Raw genomic sequence first — 24,120 nt, 5'->3', positions numbered from 1 at the left:
TCGCGTCCGATCTAACGCTCCTCCCGTACCTCAGAGGCAATCACCTTCTTCCCGCTCGGACGAGATGCTCGTAAACGAGGCGCACGGCCACTGCGCCGTCGCCGACGGCCGACGCGACCCGCTTCACCGACCCGCTGCGCACGTCCCCTATGGCGAACACGCCGTCGCTCGAGGTCTGGAACATCGTGGCGCCTCCCGGGCCTACGCCCGTCACGACGAACCCTCGTTCGTCGAGTTCGACCGCGCCTTCGAGCCATCGGGTGTGCGGCTCCGACCCGATCAGCACGAAGAGGGCCGTGGAGCTGAGAGATCGGCGCTCGTCGGTTCTCACGTCGCGGACGACGACCTCTTCCAGGCGTGCATCGCCACGCAGCTCGGAGACCTCGCAGTCGTTCCATACGTGCACCTGGGGGATCGCGCTGATCCGTTCCGCCAGATAGCGGGACATGTCGCGGCTCAGGTCGTGGTGACGAATGACGAGGTGGACATCTGTCGCGGTGCGCGCCAGGAACGTGGCCGCCTGCCCGGCGGAGTTGCCGCCCCCGACGATGACGACCGGATTGGCCCGGCACATCCGAGCCTCGAACTCCGTGGCGGCGTAGTAGACGTGGGGGCCCTCGAACCGGTCCATGCCGGGCACGCTGAGACGGCGGAATCGCACCCCGGTCGCGACCACCACGGTGTGAGCCTCGAGTCGAGCCCCGTCGGTCAGCCGTATGGCGAAATGGCCGTCGAGGCGGCCGAGTGATTCCGCCTCGCCGGGGATCATGAAGGTGGCACCGAATTTGCGGGCCTGGACCACCGCTCGGTCCGCGAGCTCAGCTCCCGAGATACCAGCAGGGAACCCGAGATAGTTCTCGATCTGCGACGACGTCCCCGCTTGACCGCCCGTCGCGATCGCGTCGAGCACGACCGTGGACAGTCCTTCCGACGCCGCCGCGACCGCGGCGGCAAGGCCCGCCGGCCCCGCCCCGACCACCGCGATGTCAACAGCGTCGCGCGGAGGTGCGTTCTCGCGAAGCCCCAGCAGCTCCGCAAGCTCGGTGTTGCTGGGATTGCGCAGGACCGTGCGCCCCTTCCACAGGACGATCGGCGTCTGGTCGGGCGGAATGTCGAACGCCCGCAGAGTGCTCTCCGCCTCGGGGTCCTCCTCGAGATCCTCCCAGCGGTAGGGCACGCGATTGCGGCTGGCGAAATCCCTCAGCCGGCGGGTGTCGGCAGAGAACCGTGACCCGATGATCCGCAGCCCGACGCCGAGATCCGTGTGAATGCTGCGCCGAAGGATGAAAGCCCGGAGGATGAGGTCGCCCAGCGCTTGGTTCCGGGTGACGGCCTCCTTGACGCGGTCGTATGCGATCTCCAGAACCTCGACATCGGTCTGGGCGATGGCAGTGACGTAGACCGCCTGGCCCGTCAGCATCGACAGATCCCCGACGAAGCGCCCCCGCCCGTGGACGGCGATCACTCGCGGGGGGCCGTCCAGGTCGTCCTCCTGAACGACGCGGACCTTCCCGTCCAAGACGACGAACAGACCGCAGTCGCGGTCGCCGGCGCAGAACAGCATCGCGCCTCTAGCCAGCCGCTTGGCGTCGCCGTAGGGACGGAGCAGCATGATCTGCTCGTCCGAGAGCCGAGGGTAGGCTCCGCTCGCATCAGGGGTCTCGGGCAGGTCGTCCAGGTCGGAATCAGACGAACTGCTCGTCGGCATAGCACCACCTCCAGCTCTCCCCCGGTTCGATGGAACGCACGATGACGTGGCCCGTCGTGGCGGCGTGTGCGCGCGCATGCCGCATAGGCGACGAGTCGCAGCAGCAGATCTCTCCGCAGGTGAGGCATTGCCGCAGGTGCACCCAGGGGGTGCCGAGGCGGAGGCATTCCTCGCACCCCCGCGCTCGGGGCGGCCCCACCGGTCGCACGAGCACCAGGTGCGCGTCTTGCGTGACCCGCCCGGCGCCCGCGATCATCGCCGGTCCCCGCCGTTCGAATCACTCGTCGCCGCCGGCTCCGCTCCACCACCGGGCAGGTGCTGCGTCAGCCAGGTACGCAGGACGTGTGCGGGTGCGGCGCCGACCTGCTTGGCGACCACCTGTCCCCCGCGCATGAGCAGCAGCGTCGGGATCGCCTGGATATCGAAGCGGCGACTCACCTCCGGCGCCTCGTCCGCGTTGACCTTCACGAGCTTCAGCCGTCCTGCCAGCTCGGTCGCCAACTGCTCCAGCGCCGGGCTGACCATCCGGCAGGGCCCGCACCAGGGTGCCCATACATCGACGAGCACGGGCAACGTGGACTCGTCGACCACAGCAGTGAAGTCTGGGCCGGACGTGTCGACCACCCAGGGCAGCGGCCGGTGGCAGTTTCCGCATCGGGGTGCCCCTGCCGCGACGGCGGGCACCCGGTTCTTCGTGCTGCAATGCGGGCAGACGACGATCCTGGTCGACCCCTTCTGCTGAGTGCTCATGCTGCTGCCGCATGATCTTGAGGTCGCCCCGGCGCGACGGTGAGTTCGCCGTCGACCACGTCGATCACGATGGTGGAGTCATCCGACAGATCGCCTCGCACGAGCGCACGTGCAACGCGCGTCTCGACTTCACGGGAGATGAAACGCCGCAACGGGCGTGCCCCGTACGCCGGGTCGAATCCCTCCTCCGCCAAGAACCGCCGCGCCCGCTCGGTGGCCTCGATGGTGATCCGCTGCTCCGCCAGCCGTTGCCGCAGCTCGTCGAGCTGGAGGTCGACGATGCGCTCGATCTCAGCGAACGTGAGCGGCTTGAACAGCACGATCTCGTCGATCCGGTTCAGGAACTCCGGCCGGAAGTGCGATCGGAGCGCGCTCATCACCCGCGTGCGGGCCTCCGGCTGCACCTCGCCGTCTCGTGTGACCCCCTCGAGCAGGAACTCCGAGCCGAGGTTCGAGGTCATGATGATGACGGTGTTGCGGAAGTCGACGGTGCGCCCGTGGGAGTCGGTGAGCCGACCGTCGTCGAGCACCTGCAGCAGGATGTTGAAGACGTCGACGTGTGCCTTCTCGATCTCGTCGAGCAGCAGCACGGAATAGTGCTTGCGGCGAACCGCCTCGGTGAGCTGACCGCCCTCCTCGAATCCCACGTATCCCGGCGGCGCCCCCACGAGCCGGCTCACGGTGTGCCGTTCCTGGTACTCGCTCATGTCGATGCGGATGATGTTCTCCTCGCTGTCGAACAGCGCCTCCGCGAGCGCTTTCGCCAACTCCGTCTTGCCGACGCCCGTCGGACCGAGGAAGACGAAGGAGCCGATCGGGCGGGTCGGGCTCTTGATGCCGGAGCGCGCCCGGATGACAGCATCCGTCACCAGCTGCACGGCCTCGTCCTGGCCGATCACCCGCTCGTGGAGCAGCTCGTCGAGGCGGAGGATCTTCGCGCGCTCGCCCTCCTGGAGTCGACTCACCGGGATACCCGTCCACTGGGCGACGATCGAGGCGATCTCGTCGGCGGTGACGACCTCGCGCAGCAGACGTCTCATGCCCTGCTTGGCCTCGAGTCGCTCTTCGCTTGCCTTGAGGCGACGTTCGAGTTCGGGGAGCTTGCCATGCCGCAGGCTCGCGGCCCTGTTGAGGTCGTACTCGCGTTCGGCTCGTTCGCTCTCCAGTCGCACTTGCTCGATCTCACGCCGCAGCGCCTGCACTTCACGCAGCGCCTGACGCTCCGCTTCCCACTGCGCGCGCATTGCGTCGGATTCAGCCCTGAGATCGGCCAGTTCTTTGCGCAACTCCTCGAGGCGACGCAGGCTCGCGGCATCCGTCTCTTGAGCGAGCGCGGCCTCCTCGATCTCGAGGCGGGTCACACGACGGGTGAGCTCGTCCAGTTCCGACGGCATCGAGTCGATCTCGGTGCGCAGCATCGCGCAGGCCTCATCGACGAGGTCTATGGCCTTGTCGGGCAGGAATCGCTCCGAGATGTAGCGGTGGCTCAAGCTCACGGCCGCCACCAATGCACCGTCGTGGATCTTGACGCCGTGGAACACTTCGAACCGCTCGCGCAGCCCCCGCAGGATCGAGAGCGCGTCCTCGACACTCGGCTCGTCGACCAGCACGGGCTGGAACCGACGCTCGAGCGCCGCATCCTTCTCGATGTGGGTGCGGTACTCATCGAGCGTCGTCGCCCCGATCATGTGCAGCTCACCGCGGGCGAGCATGGGCTTGAGGATCTGGCCCGCGTCCATCGCGCCTTCCGTCGCGCCGGCCCCGACCACCGTGTGAAGCTCATCGATGAACAGCAGGATGTTCCCCTCGCCTGCCAGCACCTCGTTGAGGACGGCCTTGAGTCGCTCCTCGAACTCGCCGCGGTACTTCGCACCGGCGACGAGGGAGGCGAGATCCAGTGCGAACACGCTCTTCCCGCGCAGACCCTCGGGCACGTCGCCGTGGTGGATGCGTTGGGCCAGTCCCTCGACGATGGCCGTCTTGCCCACCCCGGGCTCACCGATCAGCACCGGGTTGTTCTTGCTCTTGCGGGAGAGGATCTGGACGGTGCGGCGGATCTCCGCATCCCTGCCGATCACGGGCTCCAGCCGCCCTGCGGCGGCATCGGCGACGAGGTCGCGGCCATACTTCCCGAGGGCCTCGTAGGTTCCCTCCGGAGTCGCGGATGTGACCCGCTGCGACCCCCTCACTTCGGTCAGGGTCTCGAGAAACGAGTCGCGCGTCACGCCGTGCTGCGCGAGCACCCGCCCTGCAGCCGAGCTGGACCCTTCGTCGAGGAGCGCGACGACCAAGTGCTCGACGGAGACGTAATCGTCCTTGAGCCGGCGGGCCTCCCGATCGGCAGCATCGAGGATGCGGTTGAGCCTCTGGGTGACGAACACCTTGCCGGGCTCGACACCCGACCCCGTGACCCGCGGTCGCTTCTCGAGCTCCGCCGTCAGATCCTCCCTCAACCGGTCGACGTCGGCACCGGCCCGAGCGAGCAGAGGCAGCACCAGTCCGTCGCTCTGCTCCAACAGGGCGAGCAGGAGGTGCTCGCCATCCACTTCCTGATGTCCGAACCGCAACGCCTTCGTCTGCGCGTCGTGCAGTGCCTCCTGCGACTTCTGCGTGAGTCTGTTCAGGTCCATCGACGTCCCCTCTCTGGGTGCGGGCGCCGTTGAGTTCTCTCGAGATCGGAGATCCGGTCAAGCAGATCCATCACGAGGCCGAGCGACGCGTAGGTGATGTTCAGGCGCAGGTGCAGCCGCTGGATCTTGGCCATCTCCCGAACCTGGGAAGGGTCGAACCAGAGGTTCCCCTCGGCGTCCCGCGTGATCTCGAGCAGGCCCAGCGCGATCAGCCTGCGGATGAGGTCGGGGTGCACCCCGGTGATCCGGGCATAGCTGTCGAGGCTCAGCCGGTAAGGACGTGCCAGGGGCCACTGCGTGCCTGCGGTCAGGTCGGTCATGGTGCGCTCCGCGGGTCGAACGTCGACTCCCTGCCGAGCTGCTCGAACAGTCGGCGTTCCTGTTGTGACAGCGCCTTGGGGAGTTTGATCTGCGCTTCGGCGTAGAGGTCGCCCGGCTCTCCGCGACTGTTCGGCAGCCCACGGCCCTTCAGACGCAGTCGCCGGTGACTGGAGGTGCCGGCGGGTACTTTGACGGTGGCCCGACCTCCCGGCGTCTCGATCGGCATTGAGGCGCCCAGCGCCGCCTCCCACGGCGCGATGGGCAGCATCACATGCACATCCCGGCCGTCCGTCCGGTACCGGGGGTGGGGCGCGATGCGCACGATGAGGTACAAGTCGCCCGGCGCTCCGCCCCCCGCCCCCTGGCCGCCCTGCCCGCGCAGCCGGATCCTCTGACCGTCCACGACACCGGCGGGGATGTCGACGTCGATGGTGCGCTGGCCATCGGCACCACTGATCGACAGGGTGCGCCGGGTTCCGGTGTACGCCTCTTCGACAGTCACCTCGACCTCCGTCTCCTGATCGGAGCCGTCGACTCGACCCCACCCGCCCCGGCCGCGTCCCCGTGAGCCGAACATGCCGCCCAGCAGGTCCTCCAGGTCGATATCGCCGACCGATCCGGAATACCCGAATCCGCCTGGGGCACCGTTACCGGGGCGCCCCCTCGCACTCTCTCCGCCGAAGCCCGCGCCCGCATAGGCGCGTGACCGCCGGTAGGCGTCGGGGTCGACATCTGCGCCGACGCGGCGGAAGTCCGGTCCGAACGCGTCGTATCGCTTGCGCTGATCGGGGTCGGAGAGCACGTCATACGCCTCGGAGAGCTCCTTGAACTCGTCTTCCGCCCCGGGATCCTTGTTGATATCGGGATGGAGCTTGCGGGCGCGGCTGCGATAGGCCCGTTGGATCTCGGACTGATCGGCATCGCGGGAGACGCCGAGGACCTCATAGGCGTCTCGAGCCATTACTCGCTCCTGGTCGCAACGATGACCGACGCCGGCCGGAGGATCTCGGCATCGGCACCGTAGCCGGGCAGGATGACGTGCGCGACGGTGCCGGGGATGAGGTCCGGATCCGCGACGGTGCCGACGGCATCGTGGTGAGCGGGGTTGAACGGCTTCCCGGTCTCATCGTCGCGCCGAGGGAACCCGAGGTCGGCGAGCACGGCGAGAGCCTGCTGGTGCACGGCGCGCACCCCTTCGGCGATCACATCGGAGTCGGAGGAGGCGTGGTCCAGGGCGCGCTCGAGGTTGTCGACAACCGGGAGCCAGCGGGACGCCACCGACGCCCGCTCCTGTTCGCGCGCACGGACCACGTCTCTCACGCTGCGTTTGCGGAAGTTGTCGAGCTCTGCAGCTGTGCGACGCCACGAGTCCTGCAGTTCGGCGATCTGCTGGGCGGCCTCATCCTCACCGCCGGCCTCCGCCGCCCCGACGACCTCATCCTCGGGCTCCTCGCGTTCGGACATGATGGCGACTCTCAGTGCGCGGTGAACTCTGCGTCGATCACGTCGTCGGCGTCGTCGCCCGCCCCGGCCTCGCCGGGCGATGCACCCGCGGGACCGGCGCCGGGCTGGCTGCCGACGGATGTACGCAGCGCCTGCGCCATCTGGTGCAGCTCTCCCGCCAGCGAGCGCAGGCGATCGATCGGCGTCTCCGCGTCCAGAGCCGCACGCGCATCACTCACCAGCATCTCTGCCCGGGCACGGTCGTGCTCTGCGACATCGTCGCCCGCTTCCTTCAGTGCCCGCTCCACCTGATAGGTCACGGAGTCGAGCTCGTTTCGAGCGTCCACGAACTCGCGCAGCTGCGCGTCCTCGCTGCGGTGCGCCTCGGCGTCCGAGAGCATGCGCTCGACATCCTCGGGAGTCAGCGTCGACGTCTCGCTGATGGTGACCTGCTGCTCGGCTCCGGTGTCTTTGTCTTTCGCGGAGACGTGCAGGATGCCGTTGGCGTCGATGTCGAAGGTGACCTCGATCTGAGGCTCGCCTCGCGGGGCCGGCCGGATGTTCTCCAGGCGGAACCGCGCGAGCACCCGGTTGTCGCTGGCGCGCTCACGCTCCCCCTGAAGGACGACCACGTCGACCGCCTGCTGGTTGTCTTCGGCGGTGCTGAACAGCTCGGTTCGACGTGCCGGGATCGTGGTGTTGCGTTCGATGACCTTGGTCATCACGCCACCCTGCGTCTCGAGCCCCAGCGAAAGCGGCGTGACGTCGAGCAGCAGGACATCCTCGACATCGCCCTTGATGATCGCGGCCTGGACCGCCGCGCCCAGCGCGACGACCTCGTCGGGGTTGACGGTCATGTTGGGCTCTTTGCCGCCCGTCATCCGACGAACCAGCGCCTGCACCGCGGGGATGCGAGTGGAACCGCCGACGAGGATCACCTCATCGATGTCATCGGCGGTGACTTTCGCGTCATCCAGAGCCTGCTTCACCGGGCCCATGCAGCGCTCGACGAGGTCCGCGGTGAGCTGCTCGAAGGTCGAGCGCATGAGGTTGACGTTCAGATGCTTCGGTCCCGAAGCATCCGCCGTCACGAAAGGAAGGTTGACCGCCGTCTGCGTCACCGCCGACAGCTCGACTTTGGCCTTCTCGGCCGCTTCGAACAGGCGCTGCAGAGCTTGCGGATCCTCCCGCAGATCGACGCCGACATCCTTCTTGAACTGCTCTGCGAGGTAGTCGACGATGCGCCGGTCGAAGTCGTCCCCACCGAGGTGGGTGTCTCCGGCCGTGGACCGCACCTCGACCACCCCTTCTCCGACGGTGAGCAGGCTGACATCGAACGTTCCGCCGCCGAGATCGAACACGAGGATGGTCTCGTTCTCGAGCTTCTGCATTCCGTATGCCAAGGCCGCAGCAGTCGGTTCGTTGATGATGCGGAGCACCTCGAGGCCGGCGATCTTGCCTGCGTCCTTCGTGGCCTGTCGCTGGGCGTCATTGAAGTGCGCAGGCACGGTGATCACTGCTTCGGTGACCCGCTCGCCGAGCGCTTTGCCCGCGTCCTCCGCCAGTTTCCGCAGGACCTGCGCCGAGATCTCCTCCGGGGCGTAGAGCTTGCCGTGCACCGAGAACCTCACCGCGCCGTCCGGCCCGGACACCACGTCGTACGAGACGGTATGGATCTCGGACTGCACCTCGTCGTACTTTCGCCCGACGAATCGCTTCGCCGAGTAGATCGTCCCCTTGGGATTCATGATCGCCTGTCGCCGGGCCATCTGGCCCACGAGACGTTCACCGTTCTCGAGGAACGCGACGACGGAGGGCGTCGTCCTGTTTCCCTCGGTGTTGGGGATGATCTGCGGCTGGCCGCCCTCCATCACCGCGATCACCGAGTTCGTCGTTCCCAGGTCGATACCGACACTCCTGCCCATGAGATGCTCCGTTCGCTCGGGGGGCTTCCCTGGCCATGGTCGCTCCGGCACCTGACCCGGGGCATCCCGTGAACGGGGGAGCTTGCGGAACGCGGGGCTCTCAGCGACCACCCTCCCCCGGCGGGCGGTGCACGTCCGGCGGGCCGTGGCGGAATGAGAGGACGGCGAGCTCGGCCCGGGAGTGGATGCCGAGCTTCAGGTAGATGTGCTTGAGGTGCGCGTCCACGGTGTGGGGCGACACGATCAGCTCCTCCGCCGTCGCTCGGTTCGTCATCCCTGTACCTATGAGCCCGGCGACTCGAACCTCGGTGCCGGTGAGCGACCGCCAGGGATCCGGGTCGTGCGCGCGACCCGTCGGGGCGATCGGGGCGACGCCATGCGGGTTGTAAAGCACCATTCCATCGAGCACGGTCCTGGAGTGGACCCTCAGCACGTCCGCGATCACCCCCATCCCGAAAAGTCGCACGTCGTAGAGGCACAGGAAGATGGTGGGCAACTCGGCCAGGATCCGGATGACGGCCGACTCATAGTCGAAGATCTCGCTCGCTCCCGTCTCCCCCGAGGCGTGTGCGGGTGTCTGGCCGGCAGCGCGCAGCAGCGGACGTCGCTCGTCCTCGGATGACACCGGGTGCGAGACGAGGTTCACGATGCGCTGCTGCGGCGCCAGGCCTCCGGAGTGAAGATAGGCGTCGGGCGCTGAGTGCATGTCGAGCCCGCCCGGCCGGCGGTCGTCCGCGACACCCGCTCCTCGGTACACCCGTTGCCGCACGCCGGCGGGTTCGATCTCGTCGATGAAGCAGACGCAGTGGTCGCCGTGCCGGAGGCCCTCTTGCAGGAACCTCACCAGCAGGCGGTCCCGCTCGATGGGTCCCGAGAAGAGGGCGCAGACATGCACCCCGGGGTAGACCTCGCCGATGCCGGGGATCCCCATGAGCAGATCACTCATCGGGCACTGCCGCGAGTCGCGCCATGCGCTGAGCCTGCGGGCGTTGCACCACGCTGGTCACGGGGGTTGCCTTGTGCGGGGTGGAGGAGTAGGTCGCGCGGATGCGGGCGCTGACGACGCGCCCAGGCGCTCTAGGTCTCGTCCCGCTCTCTCGCCAGCCGGGCGCGGCGCTCCTCTTCCCGCTTCGAGTACGCGGCCGCGCGAATCGCCTCGTCCGACTCCAGTCCCGTGCCGAGCGCACCCCCGATCGTCGCTGCCGACGCCACGAACCACGTGAGCACGAACAGATCGCCGTAGTCGAGCGGGATGCCGACCGACTCGCCCATCAGCGCGGGGTCGAGGACGAACAGTGCCCACGCCAGGTTCACGACGAACAGTGTCACGTAGCCGATGACCACCCCGATCGCCAGCGTCAGCAGAGTGGAGGTGTTGTAGAGCCGGGACCTCTCGCGAGCCCGCGAGGAACCGTCTTCGGGACGGTCCCACAGTTCGCCGTCGATGACGATCCAGGCGACGACGATCGCGATGGAGGCGATGGTCGCGACGCCGAGTCGCCACCCTGAGAGGGAGGCGGCGAGCAGCCAGACCGTCGAGTCGACCGTGGCCACCGCGCCGGTCGCCAGTGCCGCGACGAGTGCGGACTTGAGCCCGGTCGCGAGGAGCCACGGCCGATTCGCGAGAACCATGCCAACGAGCACCCGCCAGCGGGCGATGAGACCGGGCATCGGCAGGCGCTGTTCCTCGGGCGAGGCGGGTTCCGCCATGCCGCTGACGAGCCCGCTCACGGCGCGACGGGCACGCGAGCGAACACGGAACCCGCCGAGAGCGGGGAGCGAGAGCACTGCCGCGTGCCGCTGCGGGTCAAAAGCGGCCATCAGGTAGCGGCCGTCATCGTCGCGCAGCGGGAGCTCGGTCACCCCGACGACGAGGTCCCACTCGTGAACGGCGGCATGAGCCTGCAGTCGCGCCAGCGCGACGTCGACGTCCTCTGAACCGACGGTGAAGGGCTCGCTCAACAGCTCGATGTCCCACGCGATCCGATCCTCGCCGTCGGGCGCGACGAGGTCGGTCATCCGCCGCGCGACTTCCGTCGGGGCGGCCGGATCGGCCACGATACCCACTCGGATGGACATCACGTCCGCAAGGTACACCCAGGGTCCCGTCCGAATCTGCACGAAGACGGAAGCAGGCGATCGACCCGATCCATCGCGTCGAGCAGCCTCAGGGGCAAGCACACCCGAGTGGCGCCGCACCGTGACAACATTCTGACAACATCTGGCGAAGAACGGGGTGGATTCGGCTGATCGAGCCAGGTCCAACTTCCCCGGAATTCCGCGGATTTCGGCGAGTGCGATGCGGCTCGCGCGGCCCGAATGAGGTTTCCGGTACCAAAGGTCGCAGGTTCGATTCCTGTCGGGGGCACCATCCGTGTAGAGGACCGCGAGTCATCCCGACTCGCGGTCCTCTGCTTCGCCGGCACCCTCGTTCGTTGCCTCGCCATTGAGCTACGGCCCGCAGCGCGACGTCGTCGTCGACCGTCCGGCGTCGAGGCCGTAGTGCCGGTGGCGGGTCAGGCCCCGCTTGTCGGCGGCTTGTCGAGGCCGTGTCGCCCGGGTCGCTCGGGCTCCGCTGCCGTCGCGGGACCGACCGCGGAGGAACGGTCGGGTCCATCCGTGCCGGGATAGTGCGGTTCTTCGATCTCGATCGCCTTGTCGCGATCCTCCAGCGGCGGGAGGTGGTCCAGGGGCTGCTTGATGTCGTCTGGATGGCTCATACAGCGAGCGTCCGTCCGCTGCCCGGGATCCGTGAAGGGGGTTGCCGGCGGCGGCAAGCCATGATCCGGCGGTCGGCGCGCCACCGAGCGCGCGCCGGTGCTGTGAAAGGATCTCGGAGATAGTGTCGTATTCGAGCGTCGCCGTTCGTGGATGAGGTGAGCGACCCCATCGGGTCGCTGAGGAGCCACGACATGGCCCTCGTCCTGACGAGAGGAGACGACAATGCCGAAATATCTGATCGCGTTCAACGACGAATGGGTGCCGGAGCACACCGCCGACGAACTGCGCAGCAAGAGCGAGGCCTCGCAGGCCGTGCTCGACGACATGAGGGCGGCCGGCGTCTTCCTCTACGCGGATGGGGGCATCGATGCCTCGACCGCGATCTGCAGCGTGGTGAGCAGGGACGGCCAGCCGGTCTTCACCGATGGACCGTTCGTCGAGACGAAGGAACACCTCGGCGGGTTCACCGTCGTGGACGTGGCGGACGATGCTGCCGCTCGCTATTGGGCCGGACGACTGGCCGTCGCACTGGACTGGCCCCAGGAAGTGCACCGATTCCCCTCGGATCTCGCCGAGATCGTCGATCGGCACGCGTCCGAGACCGTGTGACGTGGTTCGCTCCCTGATGTCCGCGTTCGGGTCGACATCCGGCGGGGCTCCGCTGGAGTCGTGACCGAATCGCCCCTCCAGAAGGCGATCGCCCGCGCCCACCGACACGAGTGGGCGCGGGTGGTGGCCGGTCTCACCCGGCGCTTCGGTGATCTCGACCTCGCCGAGGACGCCGCAGCCGAGGCGTACGTGGCCGCGGTGGAGCGCTGGCCGCGCGACGGCGTACCACCGAACCCCGGCGCGTGGCTCACCACGACCGCGACGCGCAAGGCGATCGACCGGCTGCGTCGCGAGTCCCGGCGTGACGAGAAACACCTGGCGGCCCAGATGCTGTCCGACGACACTCCGCCCGATCCGACCGGGCCGGTGGAGGACGACCGGCTCCGGCTGGTCTTCACGTGCTGCCATCCTGCTCTCGCGATGGAGGCCCGGGTCGCGCTGACATTGCGCATGCTCGGCGGGCTGACCGTCGCAGAGATCGCCCGCGCGTTCCTGGTGCCCGAGACCGCGATGGCGCGACGGATCACTCGAGCGAAAGCGAAGATCAAGGCCACGCACGTTCCGTACCGGGTGCCGTCGGCGACCGACATCCACGAACGACTCGCCGGTGTGCTCGCGGTGATCTACCTGATCTTCAACGAGGGCTATCTGGCCACCGCCGGCGACGACCCGCTGCGCGCCGACCTGACCGACGAGGCGATCCGCCTGGGGCGCCTCCTGAGAGCGCTCCTTCCCGATGAGGGCGAGGTGGCCGGCCTCCTCGCCCTGATGCTCCTCACCGATGCGCGACGAACCGCGCGCGTGTCCCGCACCGGTGAACTGGTGACGCTCGATGAGCAGGACCGGGGCGCGTGGAACCGGACGCTGATCATCGAGGGTCACGCCCTGGTGCGCGAGCGGATCGCCGCGGTCGCCGCCGGCGCGGAGCCTCCCGGGCGGTATCAGCTTCTTGCCGCGATCAACGCGGTGCACACGGATGCCTCGTCCTCACGCGACACCGACTGGTCCCAGATCGTCGCCCTCTACGACCGCCTGGTGGGGGTCGATCCCTCCCCGATCGTGCGACTCAACCGCGCGATCGCGGTCGCCGAGCTGGACGGTCCCGACGTGGCGCTGGCCGAGATCGACCGCCTCGGCGGGACGCTCGACGGCTACCACGCGTACCACGCCGCGCGCGCGGAGCTCCTCCGGCGGGTCGGAAGAAGCGACGAATCGCGGACGGCGTACGACCGAGCCATCCACCTCGCCGGCAACCCCGCCGAGCGGGCGTATCTCACCCGCCGCCGCGACCAGCTCGCGTCATGACCCGGGTGGCGCGCTGACGCGGATCACGTCGCTGTCGCGCCGAATCCGCGGGGCGAGGCCGCGTCGAGGAACCCGATGACCACATCACGCACCAGGTCGGTGCGCGCGAGCCCGAAGAAGTGGCTCGTGCCAGGGAACACCGCGAGCTGGGACGACGGAACCCCGACCATGTCGCCGTTCACGTCGCCCGACACTCACGCGTACGGGTGGCCCGGCTGTCAACCCCGTTCCCCCGCATGGGACACCGGCGCAGTCTGTGACCCATCACGTGATGCTCGTCCGCACGAGAGGAGCAGGAGATGGTGGATTCCACGCCCGAGGAAGAGGGTCCCCGTCGAGGCGAGGCCGTCGTGTTCTGGTGCTGGATCGCTGTGCTGGCCGGCGGTCTCGGGTACATGATCGCCGTTCCACTGATGGGTCGATGATCATGCGCTCGATCCGCGACAACGCCCTGAGCCTGGCGTTCGGCCTGCTCTTCATCCTCGCTCTCGCCGGCCAGTCGATCGCCGGCTTCTTCGAGAACAACGAGCGGCTCCAGGAGCACGGCCTTCCGGCGCTGGGATTCGGCGCGTTCCTGACGTCGTCGGACTTCGTCGTCGACGTCGCCGAGAACTGGCAGTCCGAGTTCCTGCAGTTCACCCTTTTCATCGCTGCGACGATCTGGCTGGTGCAGCGCGGCTCCCCCGAGTCGAAGAAGCCGGGCGATGAGGGCCCTGGCAGCGACGAGGACCAGCTCGTCGCCGAGCACGCCCGACCCGACTCCCCCGCATGGGCGCGGGTGCGCGGCATCCGTCTGACGGTCTTCTCGAACTCGCTGCTGCTGGTGATGGGAGGCGTCTTCGTGCTCTCGTGGCTCGCGCAGTCGCTCGCCGGCACCGTCGTGATGAACGCCGAGAACGCCGAACACGGCCAACCCGCGATCACTTGGGCCGCGTACCTGGTCACCCCCGACTTCTGGAACCGGACACTTCAGAACTGGCAGTCCGAGTTCCTCGCAGTCGGCGCGATGATCGCGCTGTCGATCTTCCTGCGGCAGCGCGGATCGAGCGAGTCCAAGCCGGTCGGAGCGCCACACCATGAGTCTTCGGTGTCTGGCGAGTGACGTCGCAGATCCGGACACCATACGGGATGCGCGGAGACTGTCAAGGGCTGGCCGGCGTCCTCCGAGCAGAGGACCATGGGTAGCGGGAGCGGATCGATGTCCTCCTTTTTGCGGCCCCCAGCGCTTCGGACGTCGACATCTCCCCACGGAGGCCCATCATGGGCAAGTTGATCTACGAAGGGACCGTGAAGGTCGATTTCGATGACAGGACCCTGGCACATCTTCAACTGGTGATCGGCACGAAGCTGCGGCGCGGCGAGCCCTTCCACTTCACCTGGCGCGACGACGCCAGCATCGGCGACGGCCGGACGACAGTATGGATCCATCCGAGATGCTCGCTGGTGTACAAGTTCTACGGCAGCCGCAAACCCCAGTTGAATCCGGCATGGATCGACGCGCTGGCATACACGGCGAACTCCCCCACGGGGCTGTATCTGGTGCCCGAACCGGCGATGCCGCATGCCCAAGACACCGAGGAGCACGACCTCGCAGGCTGACAGGCGGATGGGAGCGGTGATGAAGAGGATCGACATCTACTACGGCGGGGACCACTACAGCATCGGAGGGCGCCGCTTCGAGGATCTTCGCGACGAGATCGAGACCGGCCTCGCCGGAGGCCCGTACTGGCTCGAGGTCAATGACGGCGAGGGCGAGATGCGCGTCGCCCATCTGCTGCTGATGCCGGGCGTTCCTCTCGCGATCATCCCGATCCCCGACGAGCTGCCCGTGCCCAGTCCGGAGGTGATCTGGTCCGGCGGAGGCCCGCCGTTCGTCGGCTGATCACCGGAACGGATGCTGCGGCCCGCACGAACCGGCCGTTCAGGCGTCGCGGTGCGATCGGCGAGCGCCCGCGGGTTCCGCCTCGTCGGGCAGCGTCGGGGTCGGGATGACGACGACGTCCTGCACCTTCCAGTCGAGCGAGGCGACCGCGGCCCGCGCCCTTTCGATCTCGTCGAGGCGGACGTCGCCGTGAACCGGCACGACGAACACCTCGACGTGGAACACCTGACCCATGTCGCGCATCCGCACGGCGGCCTCGCGCACCCAGGGGAACTCCTCCACCCGGTTCGCGATCCGGGTGATGAGGGGATGAGGTCGAGCGTCGTCCTCGGTCCGGGCCCGCTGGTCGATGAGGTCACGGATGGCCGCACGGCTGTTGCGCCAGCCGTCCCACACGATCCCGCCCGAGATGAACAGCGCGGCGGCGCCGTCGAGCCACCACAGCCCGACCCCGACGCCGAGCACGCCGACGATCGCGGCCGCCGTCGAGGTCCAGTCGGCCTTGGCCATGTCGGCATCCGCGTACAGCACCTTGTTGTGCAGCTTCGGGGCCAGCTTCGCCTTGGCATGCCCGTAGAAGAACGGCCCGATCACGATCACGCTCATCACCGCGACCATGAACCAGCCGAGCCAGATGGTCTGGCCGAACAGGTACACCGTGCCGATCGACGGGTGCTCCGCCCGCACCAGTCCGCTGACCGCCTCGTACGCGAGGTTTCCCCCCACCGCGAGCAGCGCGACACCGGCCACGAGATGGCCCACGCCCATCACGCGGTGGTGCCCGAAAGGAAAGGCGCGCGTCGGCGGGCGCCGGATGAACAGCAGCGCGATCAGGAAGGAGATCTGCGGGATCAGCGACAGCATGTCCTCGATCCACGCGGTCCTCATCGCCTGCGAGCCGCCGACGACGAGCGCGAGAAGCCCGATCGTCACCACCGTGTAGCCGATCGTGAACCACTCCCAGCGGATGGCGCTGCGAAGGGCCTTCTGCTGGGCGGCCGGCAGGTCGGTGCGCCCCATCGTCTTCATCGCGCCACCTCCTCGTCGAGGTAGCCCTCGAGGGCGGCCTGCCAGGCGTTCTCGCCCAGGGGCACGAGCAGCACGACCGGGCCGCGGGCGCCCGGGATCGCCTCGTAAGGCCGGGTGACCGCCACCCGGTCGGACCACGGCGTCGCGTCGGTCATGCCCCCGATCGCGAGGTCGAGTTCCCCTGCCTCGAGCCCGTCGACGAGGTCCTCCTCGCTGCCGACGGTCCACGTCACTCTCGCGTCGATTGAGTCGGCGAACCCCTCCACGATCCCGGCGAGCGACCCGCCCACCTCGGGCCCATCGATGGTCACGAGCTCGCCGGAGGCCGACGCGCCGGCTCTCAGCTCACCGCCGCGCACTCGGTCGAGCGTGCCCTGCGGATCGCTCGGCACCGTGATGCCGCAACCCGCGGCGCACAGCGTCAGCGCCAGCAGGGGGACGCTCCACACGCGTCGCCACCGGCTCATGCCCCGAGTCTCAGGCCGGGAGACGGTGGTCGGGACCGCCTTGACCCTCCCGGATCCGACTGCTAGCGCATGCGCCCCTCCCGGCCGTTCGCCGGCGCCGCGGGTGGCGGCGCCGGCGAGGGCCGGGACGCGATTACGGCAGGACGATCTCGAAGTCCGGGTCGCCCTGGTCGAGCACACCGAGGATCTGCCGCAGCACCCCGGCGTCGCCGCGCACCTCGATGCCCTCGGAATCCGTGTCGCCGCCGGCGAGCCGGATCAGGCGCGGCTTCGAGAGCGTGAGCTGCAGCGGCGTCGCGGGGTCGGGCTCGCGCTCGATGTAGATGAGCACCCCGTGGCGCAGCGTCACGTGGAAGCTGCGGCCGAGGTCGGTGAGGGTGACGTCGAGGGCGAGGTCCAGGTCCCAGGCCTTCGGTCCGTTCACCCGGATGGCCACGGCGTCGAGGAGCTGTTCCGGCGTGAGCTGGGCGATGATCAGCGGCGCCGCCGTCTGCGTGGGCGTGCCGAAGCTGCCCTCGCGCAACTCGGTGGCACCGGACAGGAAGAAGTTGCGCCATGTGCCGTTCTCGGCCCCGTAGGCCAGCTGCTCGAGCGTGTCGGCGTACAGGACGCGCGCCCCCCGGTGGTCGGCATCGGTGAAGATCGCGTGATCCAGCAGCGTCGCGGCCCAGCGGTAGTCGCCCCCGTCGAACGCCCCCTGCGCGAGCTCGACCACCCGGTCGATGCCGCCGATCGCCGCGACGTAGCGCTCGGCGATCGCCTGCGGCGGGTGCGGCCAGAGCCGCGCGGGATTGCCGTCGAACCAGCCCATATAGCGCTGGTAGATCGCCTTCACGTTGTGGCTGACCGAGCCGTAGTAGCCGTGGGTGCTCCACGACGCTTCCAGCGCCGGCGGCAGCTCGATCAGCTCGGCGATCTCGGCGCCGTTGTAGCCCTGGTTGAGCAGCCGCAGCGTCTGGTCGTGCAGGTAGCCGTAGAGGTCGCGCTGGATCGCGAGGAACTCGCGGATCTCCGTGTTGCCCCACGTCGGCCAATGGTGCGAGGCGAAGACGACCTCGACCTCGTCGCCGTATCGTTCGAGGGCCTCGGTGAGGTACTGCGACCAGACGTGCGGGTCGCGCACCAGCGCACCACGGAGCGTCAGGAGGTTGTGGAGCGTGTGGGTCGCGTTCTCGGCCATGCACAGCGCGCGGTAGCGCGGCAGGTAGAAATGCATCTCGGAGGGCGCCTCGGTGCCCGGCGCCATCTGGAACTCGAACTCGACGCCGTCGATGGTGTGCGTCTCGCCCGTCGTCGTGACCTCGAGGGTGGGGGGAAGGATCGTCGGGTTGCCGGTGGACGTGGTCTGGCCGAGCCCTGCGCCGACCTGGCCCCGCGGGCCGCGCTCGAGCGCCGCGCCGTACATGTAGCCGGCCCTGCGTGCCATGGCGGTGCCGGCATACACGTTCTCTGCGACCGAGTGCTCGAGGAATCCCTCGGGCGCCACGATCTGCACCCGTCCGGAGTCGACGTCGTCCTGACTGACGATGCCCAGGACGCCGCCGAAGTGATCGATGTGGCTGTGCGAGTGGATCACCGCGTGAACGGGGCGGTCCCCGCGGTGCGTGCGGTACAGCGCCATCGCCGCCGCGGCCGTCTCCACCGAGATCAACGGGTCGACGACGATCACGCCGGTGTCGCCCTCGATCACCGACATCACCGAGAGGTCGAGCCCGCGCACCTGGTAGAGACCCGGCACGACCTCGTAGAGCCCGTGCTTCGCCGCGAGCTGCGACTGCCGCCACAGGCTCGGGTTCACCGAATCGGGCGCGTCGCCCTGCACGAAGTCGTAGCTCGAGGCATCCCACACCACGTCGCCCTTTTCGTTGCGGATCTTCGGATCGTCGACCGTGCCGATGAACCCGCGATCCGCCGCGGCGAAGTCGTCGGTGTCGGCGAACGGGAGCGAGGCGAGTGCCTTCGCATGGGCTTCGCGGATCGACGCCTCTGGATCGCGCTGTCGCATGGTGATCTTCCCTTCCGATCCGGCCCCGGCGGCCGGAATGCTCAGTCTTGCGGTGCGGAGCCTCCGGTGACCAGTGCCGCGACGGCGTCGCGGTTCGTGGCGAAGAACGCCTGACCGGACAACAGGCCGAGTTCCTCCAGCCGGGCCCTGGTCGGGATCCGGACGCGGCTGAATGCGAGGCTCACGTCCTGACTGTCGAGCCACTCCTCGAGCGCCGCGAACGCCTCGGCGCCCGTCACGTCGATGTCGGTCACCGCCTCCATGTCGATGACCACGTGCTTCACGGGCTCATCGGCGCCGGTCACCGCTCGCTTCACCGCCGCGGCGAAGACGGTGCCGTTCGCGAAGAAGAGCGGCGCCGCCATCCGCACCACCACGACGCCCGGCGCGGTGGTCGTGCCGGCGGCGGCCTCCTCGAGCAGCGACTGCTTCGCGTCGTCGTCCGCAGCGAGCACGTCGATGGCGGGGTTCGCCGCGCGCTTGGCGAGGTTGATGAGGGCGAGCACGAACGCCACGACGATGCCGGGGATCGCGCCCACGAACAGCGTCACGAGGAAGCACACCGCGCCGATGGCGAACTCGAAGCGGTCCTGTCGCCACAGCCGGCGGAACTCGCGGATGCCGAGCAGAGGCAGGATCGCCACGCCGACGACGGCGCCGATCGCGGGCGACGGAATGTCGGCGAGCAGGGCCGTGCCGAACAGCAGGAGCAGCAGCGTCCCGACCGCGAGCACGAGCGACGGAAGCTGGGTGCGCGAGCCCGCCTGGTCCATCGCGGCGGTGCGCGACGTCGACGAGCCCATCGAGAAGCTCCCCTGCGCGCCGGCGGCGATGTTGCCGAGGCCGAAGGCGAGCAGGTCTCGGTTCGCGTGGAACGGGTAGCCGTGCTTCTCCCCGTACGACCGCGAGACGAGGAGGCCTTCGGCCGTCGTGACGAGGGTGAGCGCGATCGCCGACGGGATCAGCGCCATCCACATCTGCCAGTCGATGACGGGCCACGTCAGCGTGGGCGGCCCCGCCGGCACTTCCCCGAGCACGTCGACGCCGCGCTGGTCGAGCCCGGTGAGCACCACGAGCAGCGTGGACAGGATGAGCACCACGAGCGCCCACGGCACGGCCCTCAGGAATCTCTTGCCGAGCAGCAGGATCGCGACCGAGACCGCCGCGATGGCCAGCGACCACGCGTTGGTCGTCTCCAGGTTCGACACGAGCCCGAAGACCTTGTCGACGAATTCGCCGCCCGAGTCGATCGTGATCCCGAGCATCTTCGCGATCTGGCTGACCAGGATGTCGAGGGCCAGTCCGCCGACGAACCCGATCAGGATCGGCTTGGAGAGGAAGTTCGCGAGGAAGCCGAGTTTGAACACCGCCATCAGGACGAACATGACCCCGCAGATGATCGCCTGCGCGAGCGCCAGTGTCGAGTAGTCCGCGCTGCCGGCGGCCGCGAGCCCGCCGATCGAGGAGGCGACGAGGGCGGCGGCCGCGGCATCCGGCGACGCCACGACCTGGCGGGACGACACCACGAGCGCGTACACGATCGTCGGCACGATGAGCGCGTAGAGCCCTGCGGCGGCGGGCAGCCCGGCGATCTGGGCGTATCCGATGTTGAGCGGGATGGCGATGGCGAGGAGCGTGACGCCGGCCGTGAGCTCCGTGGCGAGGTTGCGCCTGGTCAGGCCTGCGAGGGGTCGCTGCATTCCTGCTCCTGGATGCGTGGGGACACAGTCGTCTCCACCTTGGCACGATTATGCGGCGTCAGACGGGATCGACGGGCACGAGCGGCGGGACGACCGCCTCGCTCGTGACCGTCGCCGGCCACCCGCGCCGCGCGAGGCCCGACGTAAGGCGGCGACCACGCCCGAGCGCCGGCGTGGAGCACGCCTCGCCGGGGCTCCGGCTTCGGACGAGAGCCCCGGCGACGCCGGGCGCAACAGGATGATCCCCTCGGTGCCGAAGCGCCGGGGGGATCGTCAATGCGAAGTGGTTTCCGTGTTCCGGGTCCCTTTCGGGTCCTACGTCTCTGTTTTCTCTTCGCAAGATCGAATGTCCTCCTCAGAAGCCCCGTCGTCAAGAGCTCACGAGGAAGTCATCTCGACGTGAGGTTGAGGATGAGGGATGCTGCGCCCCTGCGCGATCGCCGGGGCGCAGCATCCGTCCGATCACTGCGCGAAGCGCTCCTTGAACGCGTCCATGCTCTTGCCCGCGCCGTGCGACTTGCCCGGGGAGCTGACGGCGTTCACGGTCGACGTGTCGAACGCGAACGTCATCACGGCCGCGGCGACGGCATCCGCGTTCACGTCGAGCGCGAACGTGTTGATGTTGCCGACGAGGTCGTAGTCCTCGCTGAGCGCGGCGTAGAGCGCCGCGTCCTGACCTTCGCCTGCCAGGTTGTCGCAGAACTCGTGGTAGCACGGGTCCAGCTGCGCTCCCGGGACACCGCCCCACAGGGCAGCCTCGTCCGCCGTCTTCGGCACCTCGGCGCCGGTGAACAGGCCGCCGGCCGGGATTCCGACCGCGATGAACGGGCCGTAGTCCGAACGTCCCGAGAACTCGGTGCCCTTGTACGGCTCGCCCCGGCCGTCGTAGAACGCCTCGAAGACGTCCTCGATCTGCGCCGACCCCTCGGGCACATCCACGGGGGCAACGAAGTCGGACTCGTCACCGTCGTAGATGCCGAAGGTGTAGTTCGGCGATGCGATCATGTCGAAGTTCAGGTAGAGCGCGATGTCCGCGACCTCCTCGTCCGACAGGTTCTCGACGTAGTGCTCGGAGCCGAGCAGGCCCTCCTCCTCGGCGCCCCACCACGCGAAGCGCACGGTGTTGTTCGGCTTGGTCTTCTGCATCTGGATCGCGGTCTCCAGCAGCGCTGCGCTGCCCGAGCCGTTGTCGTTGATGCCCGCGCCGTCCTGCACGCTGTCGAGGTGCGCGCCGGCCATGACGGTGTTGTCGTCATTTCCCGTGGCCGTCTCGGCGAGCACATTCCACGCGAGCCGCGGCTCGGAGGTGAAGTCCACGGTGACGGTGACGGTGGCGCCGGGCGTCGATGCCAGGTCGACGCCGGCATCGAAGGTGGTGAACACCGAGGGGATCGTGATCCCCGCGCTGTCGCCGATCATGTTGAGCAGGCCGGTGCGCCCCGGCTGTCCCTCATTCATGATGACGGCCGCGGAGGCCCCCGCATTCTGTGCGTTGAGCACCTTCACGTTGAACCCGCAGGTGCCGCGCTGCATGAGGGCGATCCCACCTGCCGGGAACCCGGCGAAGTCGGCGGGCTCGCACCCGCTCGTCGAACTGGGAGCCGGCGTCGGCGGAAGGACGAGGTCGACGAGCACGAGCTGTCCGGTCGCCGTGCCCTCGGGAATGGCGCCGATGTCCCAGGCAGACCTCAGGAAGTCGGTGCCTTCGACGAAAGTGTGCGCGTTGGGACTGAGCCGCGCGAGCTCCGAGTTCTCCTCGAAGTACGGGAACGTGAACTCCTGCACGGTGGGCGTGTACCCGGCGGCGGTGAGCTCGCCGACGACGTAGTCGACCGAGGCCCGGTATCCGGGCCGTCCGGCCGCCCGATCGCCGTACTGGTCGGCGATGGCCTGGAACGCCTCGAGGTGTGACATCACCCCCTCGAGCGTCACGGCCTTCTCGATCTTCTTGACCGAGTTGTTGTTCGGCGCCGCGTATGCGGGACCGGCCAGTGCGACGGTGGACGTCAGGGCGACCGCGGTGGCGATGGCCCAGGCGCGCCTGGTTCTCATGGGCATGGTCGTGCCTCTCCGCCGGCGACCCCTCTGGCGCCGGCTTCCTGCGGGGATGCTCACATACACCCGCCGCGCCTTCCATACCGTGACCCGGGATTTTCATCGAGCTCTCATAAACGGCCGGCAGGGACGGATGCTGCGCCCCGGCGACTGCGCCGGGTCGCGGGATCCGTCCCGAGAATCACTCGTGGCCGACGAGCTTCAGCCCCACGACGCAGCCGACGAGGCCGAGGATGAGGAGCATCTTGACGAACGAGAACGCCTCGTCGCCGGTGATCATCGCGTAGGCGACGGTCAGCGACGCGCCGATGCCGACCCACACCGCGTACGCGGTGCCGGTGGAGATGTCGCGCATCGCCCAGGCGAGTCCGCCCATGCTGGCCACGAGCGCGACGCCGAAGACGACCGACGGCCAGAGCTTGGTGAAGCCCTCGGTCTTGCCGAGCGCGGTGGCCCAGACGGCCTCGAGGATGCCGGAAACGATGAGGATGACCCACGACATGGCTGTGCTCCTGGCCAGTCTTGTCGCGTACCGGGTACTGATCCGTCGTCCGGGGATCCGGTCGGGGATCCGCTGGCCACTCTAGCCGCTCCCCCTGGGCACCCCCTGGGCACCCCCTGGGCAGCGGGGGTCAGACGAAGAAGAGCCAGTCGAGCATGCCCGGGTTGTGCGCGTGGACGAGCACGAGGAAGACGACCGCGTCGAACAGCAGATGCACCGTGACGACGTAGGCGAGCGAGCGCGTCTTCATGAAGATGAAACCCTGCAGCAGCGCGAACGGGATGGTGAGCAGCGGTCCCCATGCCTGGTACCCGAGCTCCCACAGGAACGACACGAACACCACCGACTGCAGGATGTTCGCCTGCCAGAACGGGAAGTGCCGCCGCAGCAGCGCGAAGCACGTGCAGATGAAGAAGAGCTCGTCCCAGATGCCGACCGCGCCGACGCCGACGAACAGCCGCGCGATGAGCTCGGGCGTGTCGACGACGGGCCAGTTGAGGTAGACACCCGACGTGATGAAGTAGAACGGCAGGATCAGCCATCCCAGCAGCAGCACGGCGATGAGCCACGTCCACTGGAACCTCGTCCACCGGCCGCCGCCGCGCCACGGGAACCGGATCGCCCGATCCCGGTAGACCCACCGCGAGATCGCGTAGGGCACGGCGACCGCCCCGCCCAGGGCGATCGCGAAGCGCAGGATCGCGAGGTCGTCGAGTTCGGCCTTCAGCGGGATCGCGCTCACGATGAGGAGCCCTGCGGCGATCAGCGTGAGATCGCGCAGGAGCGACGGGGGACGGATGCCGACGGCCGCCGCCGTCTCGAGCCTGGTGCGCGCCCGCACCTCACCCACGGCCGGCGTGACCGGCGACGAGGGCCGGGCGGCAGCATCCGTCCGCTCCGTCACGAGCGCCATCGCGAGGCCCGCCGCCAGCAGCACCCAGCCGAGCCACGGCACCCGCACGACGAAGAACGCTGGGGCAGCGAGGCACACGAGCAGCGCGGGCGCGAGCCCCCACGACCAGGTGCGGACGACCGGCACGGGCGGGGCGTCGGGATGTGCGGGCATGC

Annotated in this window: 25 protein-coding genes and 1 riboswitch; of the genes, 6 read left to right on the top strand and 19 right to left on the bottom strand. The window is 68.6% G+C overall.

Annotated elements, in window-relative coordinates; translation table 11 throughout:
- Positions 1-40 precede the first annotated feature (40 nt).
- From ACFQ7C_RS14015 to ACFQ7C_RS13965, 11 genes are all read right to left on the bottom strand, one after another.
- On the bottom strand, positions 41-1,708 hold the full coding sequence (locus ACFQ7C_RS14015; RefSeq protein ID WP_378902135.1) for an FAD-dependent oxidoreductase: 1,668 nt from the start codon (positions 1,706-1,708) through the stop codon (positions 41-43).
- The gene (locus tag ACFQ7C_RS14010; protein WP_378902133.1) at positions 1,686-1,964 is read right to left on the bottom strand and encodes a UBP-type zinc finger domain-containing protein; all 279 of its coding nucleotides are present in this window, start codon (positions 1,962-1,964) and stop codon (positions 1,686-1,688) included. Before ACFQ7C_RS14010 ends, ACFQ7C_RS14015 begins: the two co-directional genes overlap by 23 nt.
- Positions 1,961-2,458 carry a thioredoxin gene (trxA, locus tag ACFQ7C_RS14005; RefSeq protein ID WP_378902131.1) on the bottom strand — a complete coding sequence of 166 codons (498 nt, stop codon included), beginning with the start codon at positions 2,456-2,458 and terminating at the stop codon, positions 1,961-1,963. Before trxA ends, ACFQ7C_RS14010 begins: the two co-directional genes overlap by 4 nt.
- The gene (gene clpB, locus ACFQ7C_RS14000) at positions 2,455-5,088 is read right to left on the bottom strand and encodes an ATP-dependent chaperone ClpB (RefSeq protein WP_378902128.1); all 2,634 of its coding nucleotides are present in this window, start codon (positions 5,086-5,088) and stop codon (positions 2,455-2,457) included. The genes trxA and clpB overlap by 4 nt, the downstream gene beginning before the upstream one ends.
- A complete protein-coding gene (locus tag ACFQ7C_RS13995; RefSeq protein ID WP_378902125.1) occupies positions 5,079-5,408 on the bottom strand; it encodes a chaperone modulator CbpM in 330 nt (109 codons plus the stop codon). The genes clpB and ACFQ7C_RS13995 overlap by 10 nt, the downstream gene beginning before the upstream one ends.
- Complete coding sequence (locus ACFQ7C_RS13990; protein WP_378902122.1) at positions 5,405-6,370, bottom strand: DnaJ C-terminal domain-containing protein; 966 nt, start codon at positions 6,368-6,370, stop codon at positions 5,405-5,407. Before ACFQ7C_RS13990 ends, ACFQ7C_RS13995 begins: the two co-directional genes overlap by 4 nt.
- Positions 6,370-6,873, bottom strand: coding sequence for a nucleotide exchange factor GrpE (locus ACFQ7C_RS13985; RefSeq protein ID WP_378902119.1), 504 nt, complete (start codon positions 6,871-6,873; stop codon positions 6,370-6,372). Before ACFQ7C_RS13985 ends, ACFQ7C_RS13990 begins: the two co-directional genes overlap by 1 nt.
- An 11-nt stretch (positions 6,874-6,884) precedes the next feature.
- Positions 6,885-8,777, bottom strand: a complete 1,893-nt coding sequence (gene dnaK / locus ACFQ7C_RS13980; RefSeq protein ID WP_378902116.1) for a molecular chaperone DnaK — start codon at positions 8,775-8,777, stop codon at positions 6,885-6,887.
- A gap of 100 nt (positions 8,778-8,877) precedes the next feature.
- On the bottom strand, positions 8,878-9,723 hold the full coding sequence (locus ACFQ7C_RS13975; RefSeq protein ID WP_378902113.1) for an MEDS domain-containing protein: 846 nt from the start codon (positions 9,721-9,723) through the stop codon (positions 8,878-8,880).
- A 131-nt stretch (positions 9,724-9,854) separates the two neighbouring features.
- On the bottom strand, positions 9,855-10,856 hold the full coding sequence (locus ACFQ7C_RS13970; protein WP_378902458.1) for a hypothetical protein: 1,002 nt from the start codon (positions 10,854-10,856) through the stop codon (positions 9,855-9,857).
- A 437-nt stretch (positions 10,857-11,293) separates the two neighbouring features.
- Positions 11,294-11,497 (bottom strand): hypothetical protein, encoded by a 204-nt coding sequence (locus ACFQ7C_RS13965; protein ID WP_378902110.1) that lies wholly within the window; start codon positions 11,495-11,497, stop codon positions 11,294-11,296.
- A 223-nt stretch (positions 11,498-11,720) separates the two neighbouring features.
- Between ACFQ7C_RS13965 and ACFQ7C_RS13960 the strand changes: the two genes are divergently transcribed.
- Both ACFQ7C_RS13960 and ACFQ7C_RS13955 read left to right on the top strand, forming a co-directional pair.
- Positions 11,721-12,107: a YciI family protein gene (locus ACFQ7C_RS13960; protein ID WP_378902107.1), complete on the top strand. Its 387-nt coding sequence runs from the start codon at positions 11,721-11,723 to the stop codon at positions 12,105-12,107.
- A 60-nt stretch (positions 12,108-12,167) separates the two neighbouring features.
- The gene (locus ACFQ7C_RS13955; RefSeq protein ID WP_378902104.1) at positions 12,168-13,412 is read left to right on the top strand and encodes an RNA polymerase sigma factor; all 1,245 of its coding nucleotides are present in this window, start codon (positions 12,168-12,170) and stop codon (positions 13,410-13,412) included.
- Between the two features lie 23 nt (positions 13,413-13,435).
- On the opposite strand, the gene ACFQ7C_RS13950 is transcribed toward ACFQ7C_RS13955, so the two are convergent.
- Positions 13,436-13,594, bottom strand: coding sequence for a hypothetical protein (locus ACFQ7C_RS13950; protein WP_378902101.1), 159 nt, complete (start codon positions 13,592-13,594; stop codon positions 13,436-13,438).
- Between the two features lie 117 nt (positions 13,595-13,711).
- Between ACFQ7C_RS13950 and ACFQ7C_RS13945 the strand changes: the two genes are divergently transcribed.
- The 4 genes from ACFQ7C_RS13945 (at position 13,712) to ACFQ7C_RS13930 (ending at position 15,294) form a co-directional block, all read left to right on the top strand.
- Positions 13,712-13,837: a hypothetical protein gene (locus tag ACFQ7C_RS13945; RefSeq protein WP_378902098.1), complete on the top strand. Its 126-nt coding sequence runs from the start codon at positions 13,712-13,714 to the stop codon at positions 13,835-13,837.
- A 2-nt stretch (positions 13,838-13,839) separates the two neighbouring features.
- On the top strand, positions 13,840-14,514 hold the full coding sequence (locus tag ACFQ7C_RS13940; protein WP_378902455.1) for a DUF6766 family protein: 675 nt from the start codon (positions 13,840-13,842) through the stop codon (positions 14,512-14,514).
- A gap of 158 nt (positions 14,515-14,672) precedes the next feature.
- Positions 14,673-15,011, top strand: coding sequence for an ATP-dependent DNA ligase (locus ACFQ7C_RS13935; RefSeq protein ID WP_378902095.1), 339 nt, complete (start codon positions 14,673-14,675; stop codon positions 15,009-15,011).
- Between the two features lie 19 nt (positions 15,012-15,030).
- Positions 15,031-15,294 (top strand): hypothetical protein, encoded by a 264-nt coding sequence (locus ACFQ7C_RS13930; RefSeq protein ID WP_378902092.1) that lies wholly within the window; start codon positions 15,031-15,033, stop codon positions 15,292-15,294.
- Positions 15,295-15,333: 39 nt separating this feature from the next.
- On the opposite strand, the gene ACFQ7C_RS13925 is transcribed toward ACFQ7C_RS13930, so the two are convergent.
- From ACFQ7C_RS13925 to ACFQ7C_RS13895, 7 genes are all read right to left on the bottom strand, one after another.
- Complete coding sequence (locus ACFQ7C_RS13925; protein WP_378902089.1) at positions 15,334-16,323, bottom strand: cation diffusion facilitator family transporter; 990 nt, start codon at positions 16,321-16,323, stop codon at positions 15,334-15,336.
- Entirely contained in the window at positions 16,320-16,790 is a 471-nt protein-coding gene (locus ACFQ7C_RS13920) for a hypothetical protein (RefSeq protein WP_378902086.1), read from the bottom strand. Before ACFQ7C_RS13920 ends, ACFQ7C_RS13925 begins: the two co-directional genes overlap by 4 nt.
- 133 nt (positions 16,791-16,923) lie before the next feature.
- Positions 16,924-18,795 carry an alkyl/aryl-sulfatase gene (locus tag ACFQ7C_RS13915; protein WP_378902083.1) on the bottom strand — a complete coding sequence of 624 codons (1,872 nt, stop codon included), beginning with the start codon at positions 18,793-18,795 and terminating at the stop codon, positions 16,924-16,926.
- A 41-nt stretch (positions 18,796-18,836) separates the two neighbouring features.
- Positions 18,837-20,495: a SulP family inorganic anion transporter gene (locus tag ACFQ7C_RS13910; RefSeq protein ID WP_378902080.1), complete on the bottom strand. Its 1,659-nt coding sequence runs from the start codon at positions 20,493-20,495 to the stop codon at positions 18,837-18,839.
- Between the two features lie 462 nt (positions 20,496-20,957).
- Complete coding sequence (locus ACFQ7C_RS13905; protein ID WP_378902076.1) at positions 20,958-22,553, bottom strand: M20/M25/M40 family metallo-hydrolase; 1,596 nt, start codon at positions 22,551-22,553, stop codon at positions 20,958-20,960.
- Between the two features lie 178 nt (positions 22,554-22,731).
- Positions 22,732-23,052 carry a DMT family transporter gene (locus ACFQ7C_RS13900; RefSeq protein WP_378902073.1) on the bottom strand — a complete coding sequence of 107 codons (321 nt, stop codon included), beginning with the start codon at positions 23,050-23,052 and terminating at the stop codon, positions 22,732-22,734.
- A 9-nt stretch (positions 23,053-23,061) separates the two neighbouring features.
- A riboswitch (guanidine-III (ykkC-III) riboswitch) is annotated at positions 23,062-23,126 on the bottom strand.
- Between the two features lie 56 nt (positions 23,127-23,182).
- Positions 23,183-24,118, bottom strand: a complete 936-nt coding sequence (locus ACFQ7C_RS13895; RefSeq protein WP_378902070.1) for a type II CAAX prenyl endopeptidase Rce1 family protein — start codon at positions 24,116-24,118, stop codon at positions 23,183-23,185.
- Positions 24,119-24,120: the final 2 nt, after the last annotated feature.

It is taken from the genome of Microbacterium sp. NPDC056569 (assembly GCF_042793475.1).
Classification (GTDB): domain Bacteria; phylum Actinomycetota; class Actinomycetes; order Actinomycetales; family Microbacteriaceae; genus Microbacterium.
Note: the sequence above shows the minus strand (reverse complement) of the source record. Positions and strands in the feature narration are given on the sequence as shown.

Coding starts and splice junctions, on each gene's coding strand:
- clpB (WP_378902128.1), bottom strand. CDS start 5,088: ATGGACCTGAACAGACTCACGCAGAAGTCGCAGGAGGCACTGCACGAC.
- ACFQ7C_RS13920 (WP_378902086.1), bottom strand. CDS start 16,790: ATGAGCCGGTGGCGACGCGTGTGGAGCGTCCCCCTGCTGGCGCTGACG.
- ACFQ7C_RS13930 (WP_378902092.1), top strand. CDS start 15,031: ATGAAGAGGATCGACATCTACTACGGCGGGGACCACTACAGCATCGGA.
- ACFQ7C_RS14010 (WP_378902133.1), bottom strand. CDS start 1,964: ATGATCGCGGGCGCCGGGCGGGTCACGCAAGACGCGCACCTGGTGCTC.
- trxA (WP_378902131.1), bottom strand. CDS start 2,458: ATGAGCACTCAGCAGAAGGGGTCGACCAGGATCGTCGTCTGCCCGCAT.
- ACFQ7C_RS13900 (WP_378902073.1), bottom strand. CDS start 23,052: ATGTCGTGGGTCATCCTCATCGTTTCCGGCATCCTCGAGGCCGTCTGG.
- ACFQ7C_RS13985 (WP_378902119.1), bottom strand. CDS start 6,873: ATGTCCGAACGCGAGGAGCCCGAGGATGAGGTCGTCGGGGCGGCGGAG.
- ACFQ7C_RS13910 (WP_378902080.1), bottom strand. CDS start 20,495: ATGCAGCGACCCCTCGCAGGCCTGACCAGGCGCAACCTCGCCACGGAG.
- ACFQ7C_RS13895 (WP_378902070.1), bottom strand. CDS start 24,118: ATGCCCGCACATCCCGACGCCCCGCCCGTGCCGGTCGTCCGCACCTGG.
- ACFQ7C_RS13905 (WP_378902076.1), bottom strand. CDS start 22,553: ATGCCCATGAGAACCAGGCGCGCCTGGGCCATCGCCACCGCGGTCGCC.
- ACFQ7C_RS13975 (WP_378902113.1), bottom strand. CDS start 9,723: ATGAGTGATCTGCTCATGGGGATCCCCGGCATCGGCGAGGTCTACCCC.
- ACFQ7C_RS13970 (WP_378902458.1), bottom strand. CDS start 10,856: ATGTCCATCCGAGTGGGTATCGTGGCCGATCCGGCCGCCCCGACGGAA.
- dnaK (WP_378902116.1), bottom strand. CDS start 8,777: ATGGGCAGGAGTGTCGGTATCGACCTGGGAACGACGAACTCGGTGATC.
- ACFQ7C_RS13995 (WP_378902125.1), bottom strand. CDS start 5,408: ATGACCGACCTGACCGCAGGCACGCAGTGGCCCCTGGCACGTCCTTAC.
- ACFQ7C_RS13945 (WP_378902098.1), top strand. CDS start 13,712: ATGGTGGATTCCACGCCCGAGGAAGAGGGTCCCCGTCGAGGCGAGGCC.
- ACFQ7C_RS13925 (WP_378902089.1), bottom strand. CDS start 16,323: ATGAAGACGATGGGGCGCACCGACCTGCCGGCCGCCCAGCAGAAGGCC.
- ACFQ7C_RS14015 (WP_378902135.1), bottom strand. CDS start 1,708: ATGCCGACGAGCAGTTCGTCTGATTCCGACCTGGACGACCTGCCCGAG.
- ACFQ7C_RS13915 (WP_378902083.1), bottom strand. CDS start 18,795: ATGCGACAGCGCGATCCAGAGGCGTCGATCCGCGAAGCCCATGCGAAG.
- ACFQ7C_RS13990 (WP_378902122.1), bottom strand. CDS start 6,370: ATGGCTCGAGACGCCTATGAGGTCCTCGGCGTCTCCCGCGATGCCGAT.
- ACFQ7C_RS13935 (WP_378902095.1), top strand. CDS start 14,673: ATGGGCAAGTTGATCTACGAAGGGACCGTGAAGGTCGATTTCGATGAC.
- ACFQ7C_RS13960 (WP_378902107.1), top strand. CDS start 11,721: ATGCCGAAATATCTGATCGCGTTCAACGACGAATGGGTGCCGGAGCAC.
- ACFQ7C_RS13940 (WP_378902455.1), top strand. CDS start 13,840: ATGCGCTCGATCCGCGACAACGCCCTGAGCCTGGCGTTCGGCCTGCTC.
- ACFQ7C_RS13965 (WP_378902110.1), bottom strand. CDS start 11,497: ATGAGCCATCCAGACGACATCAAGCAGCCCCTGGACCACCTCCCGCCG.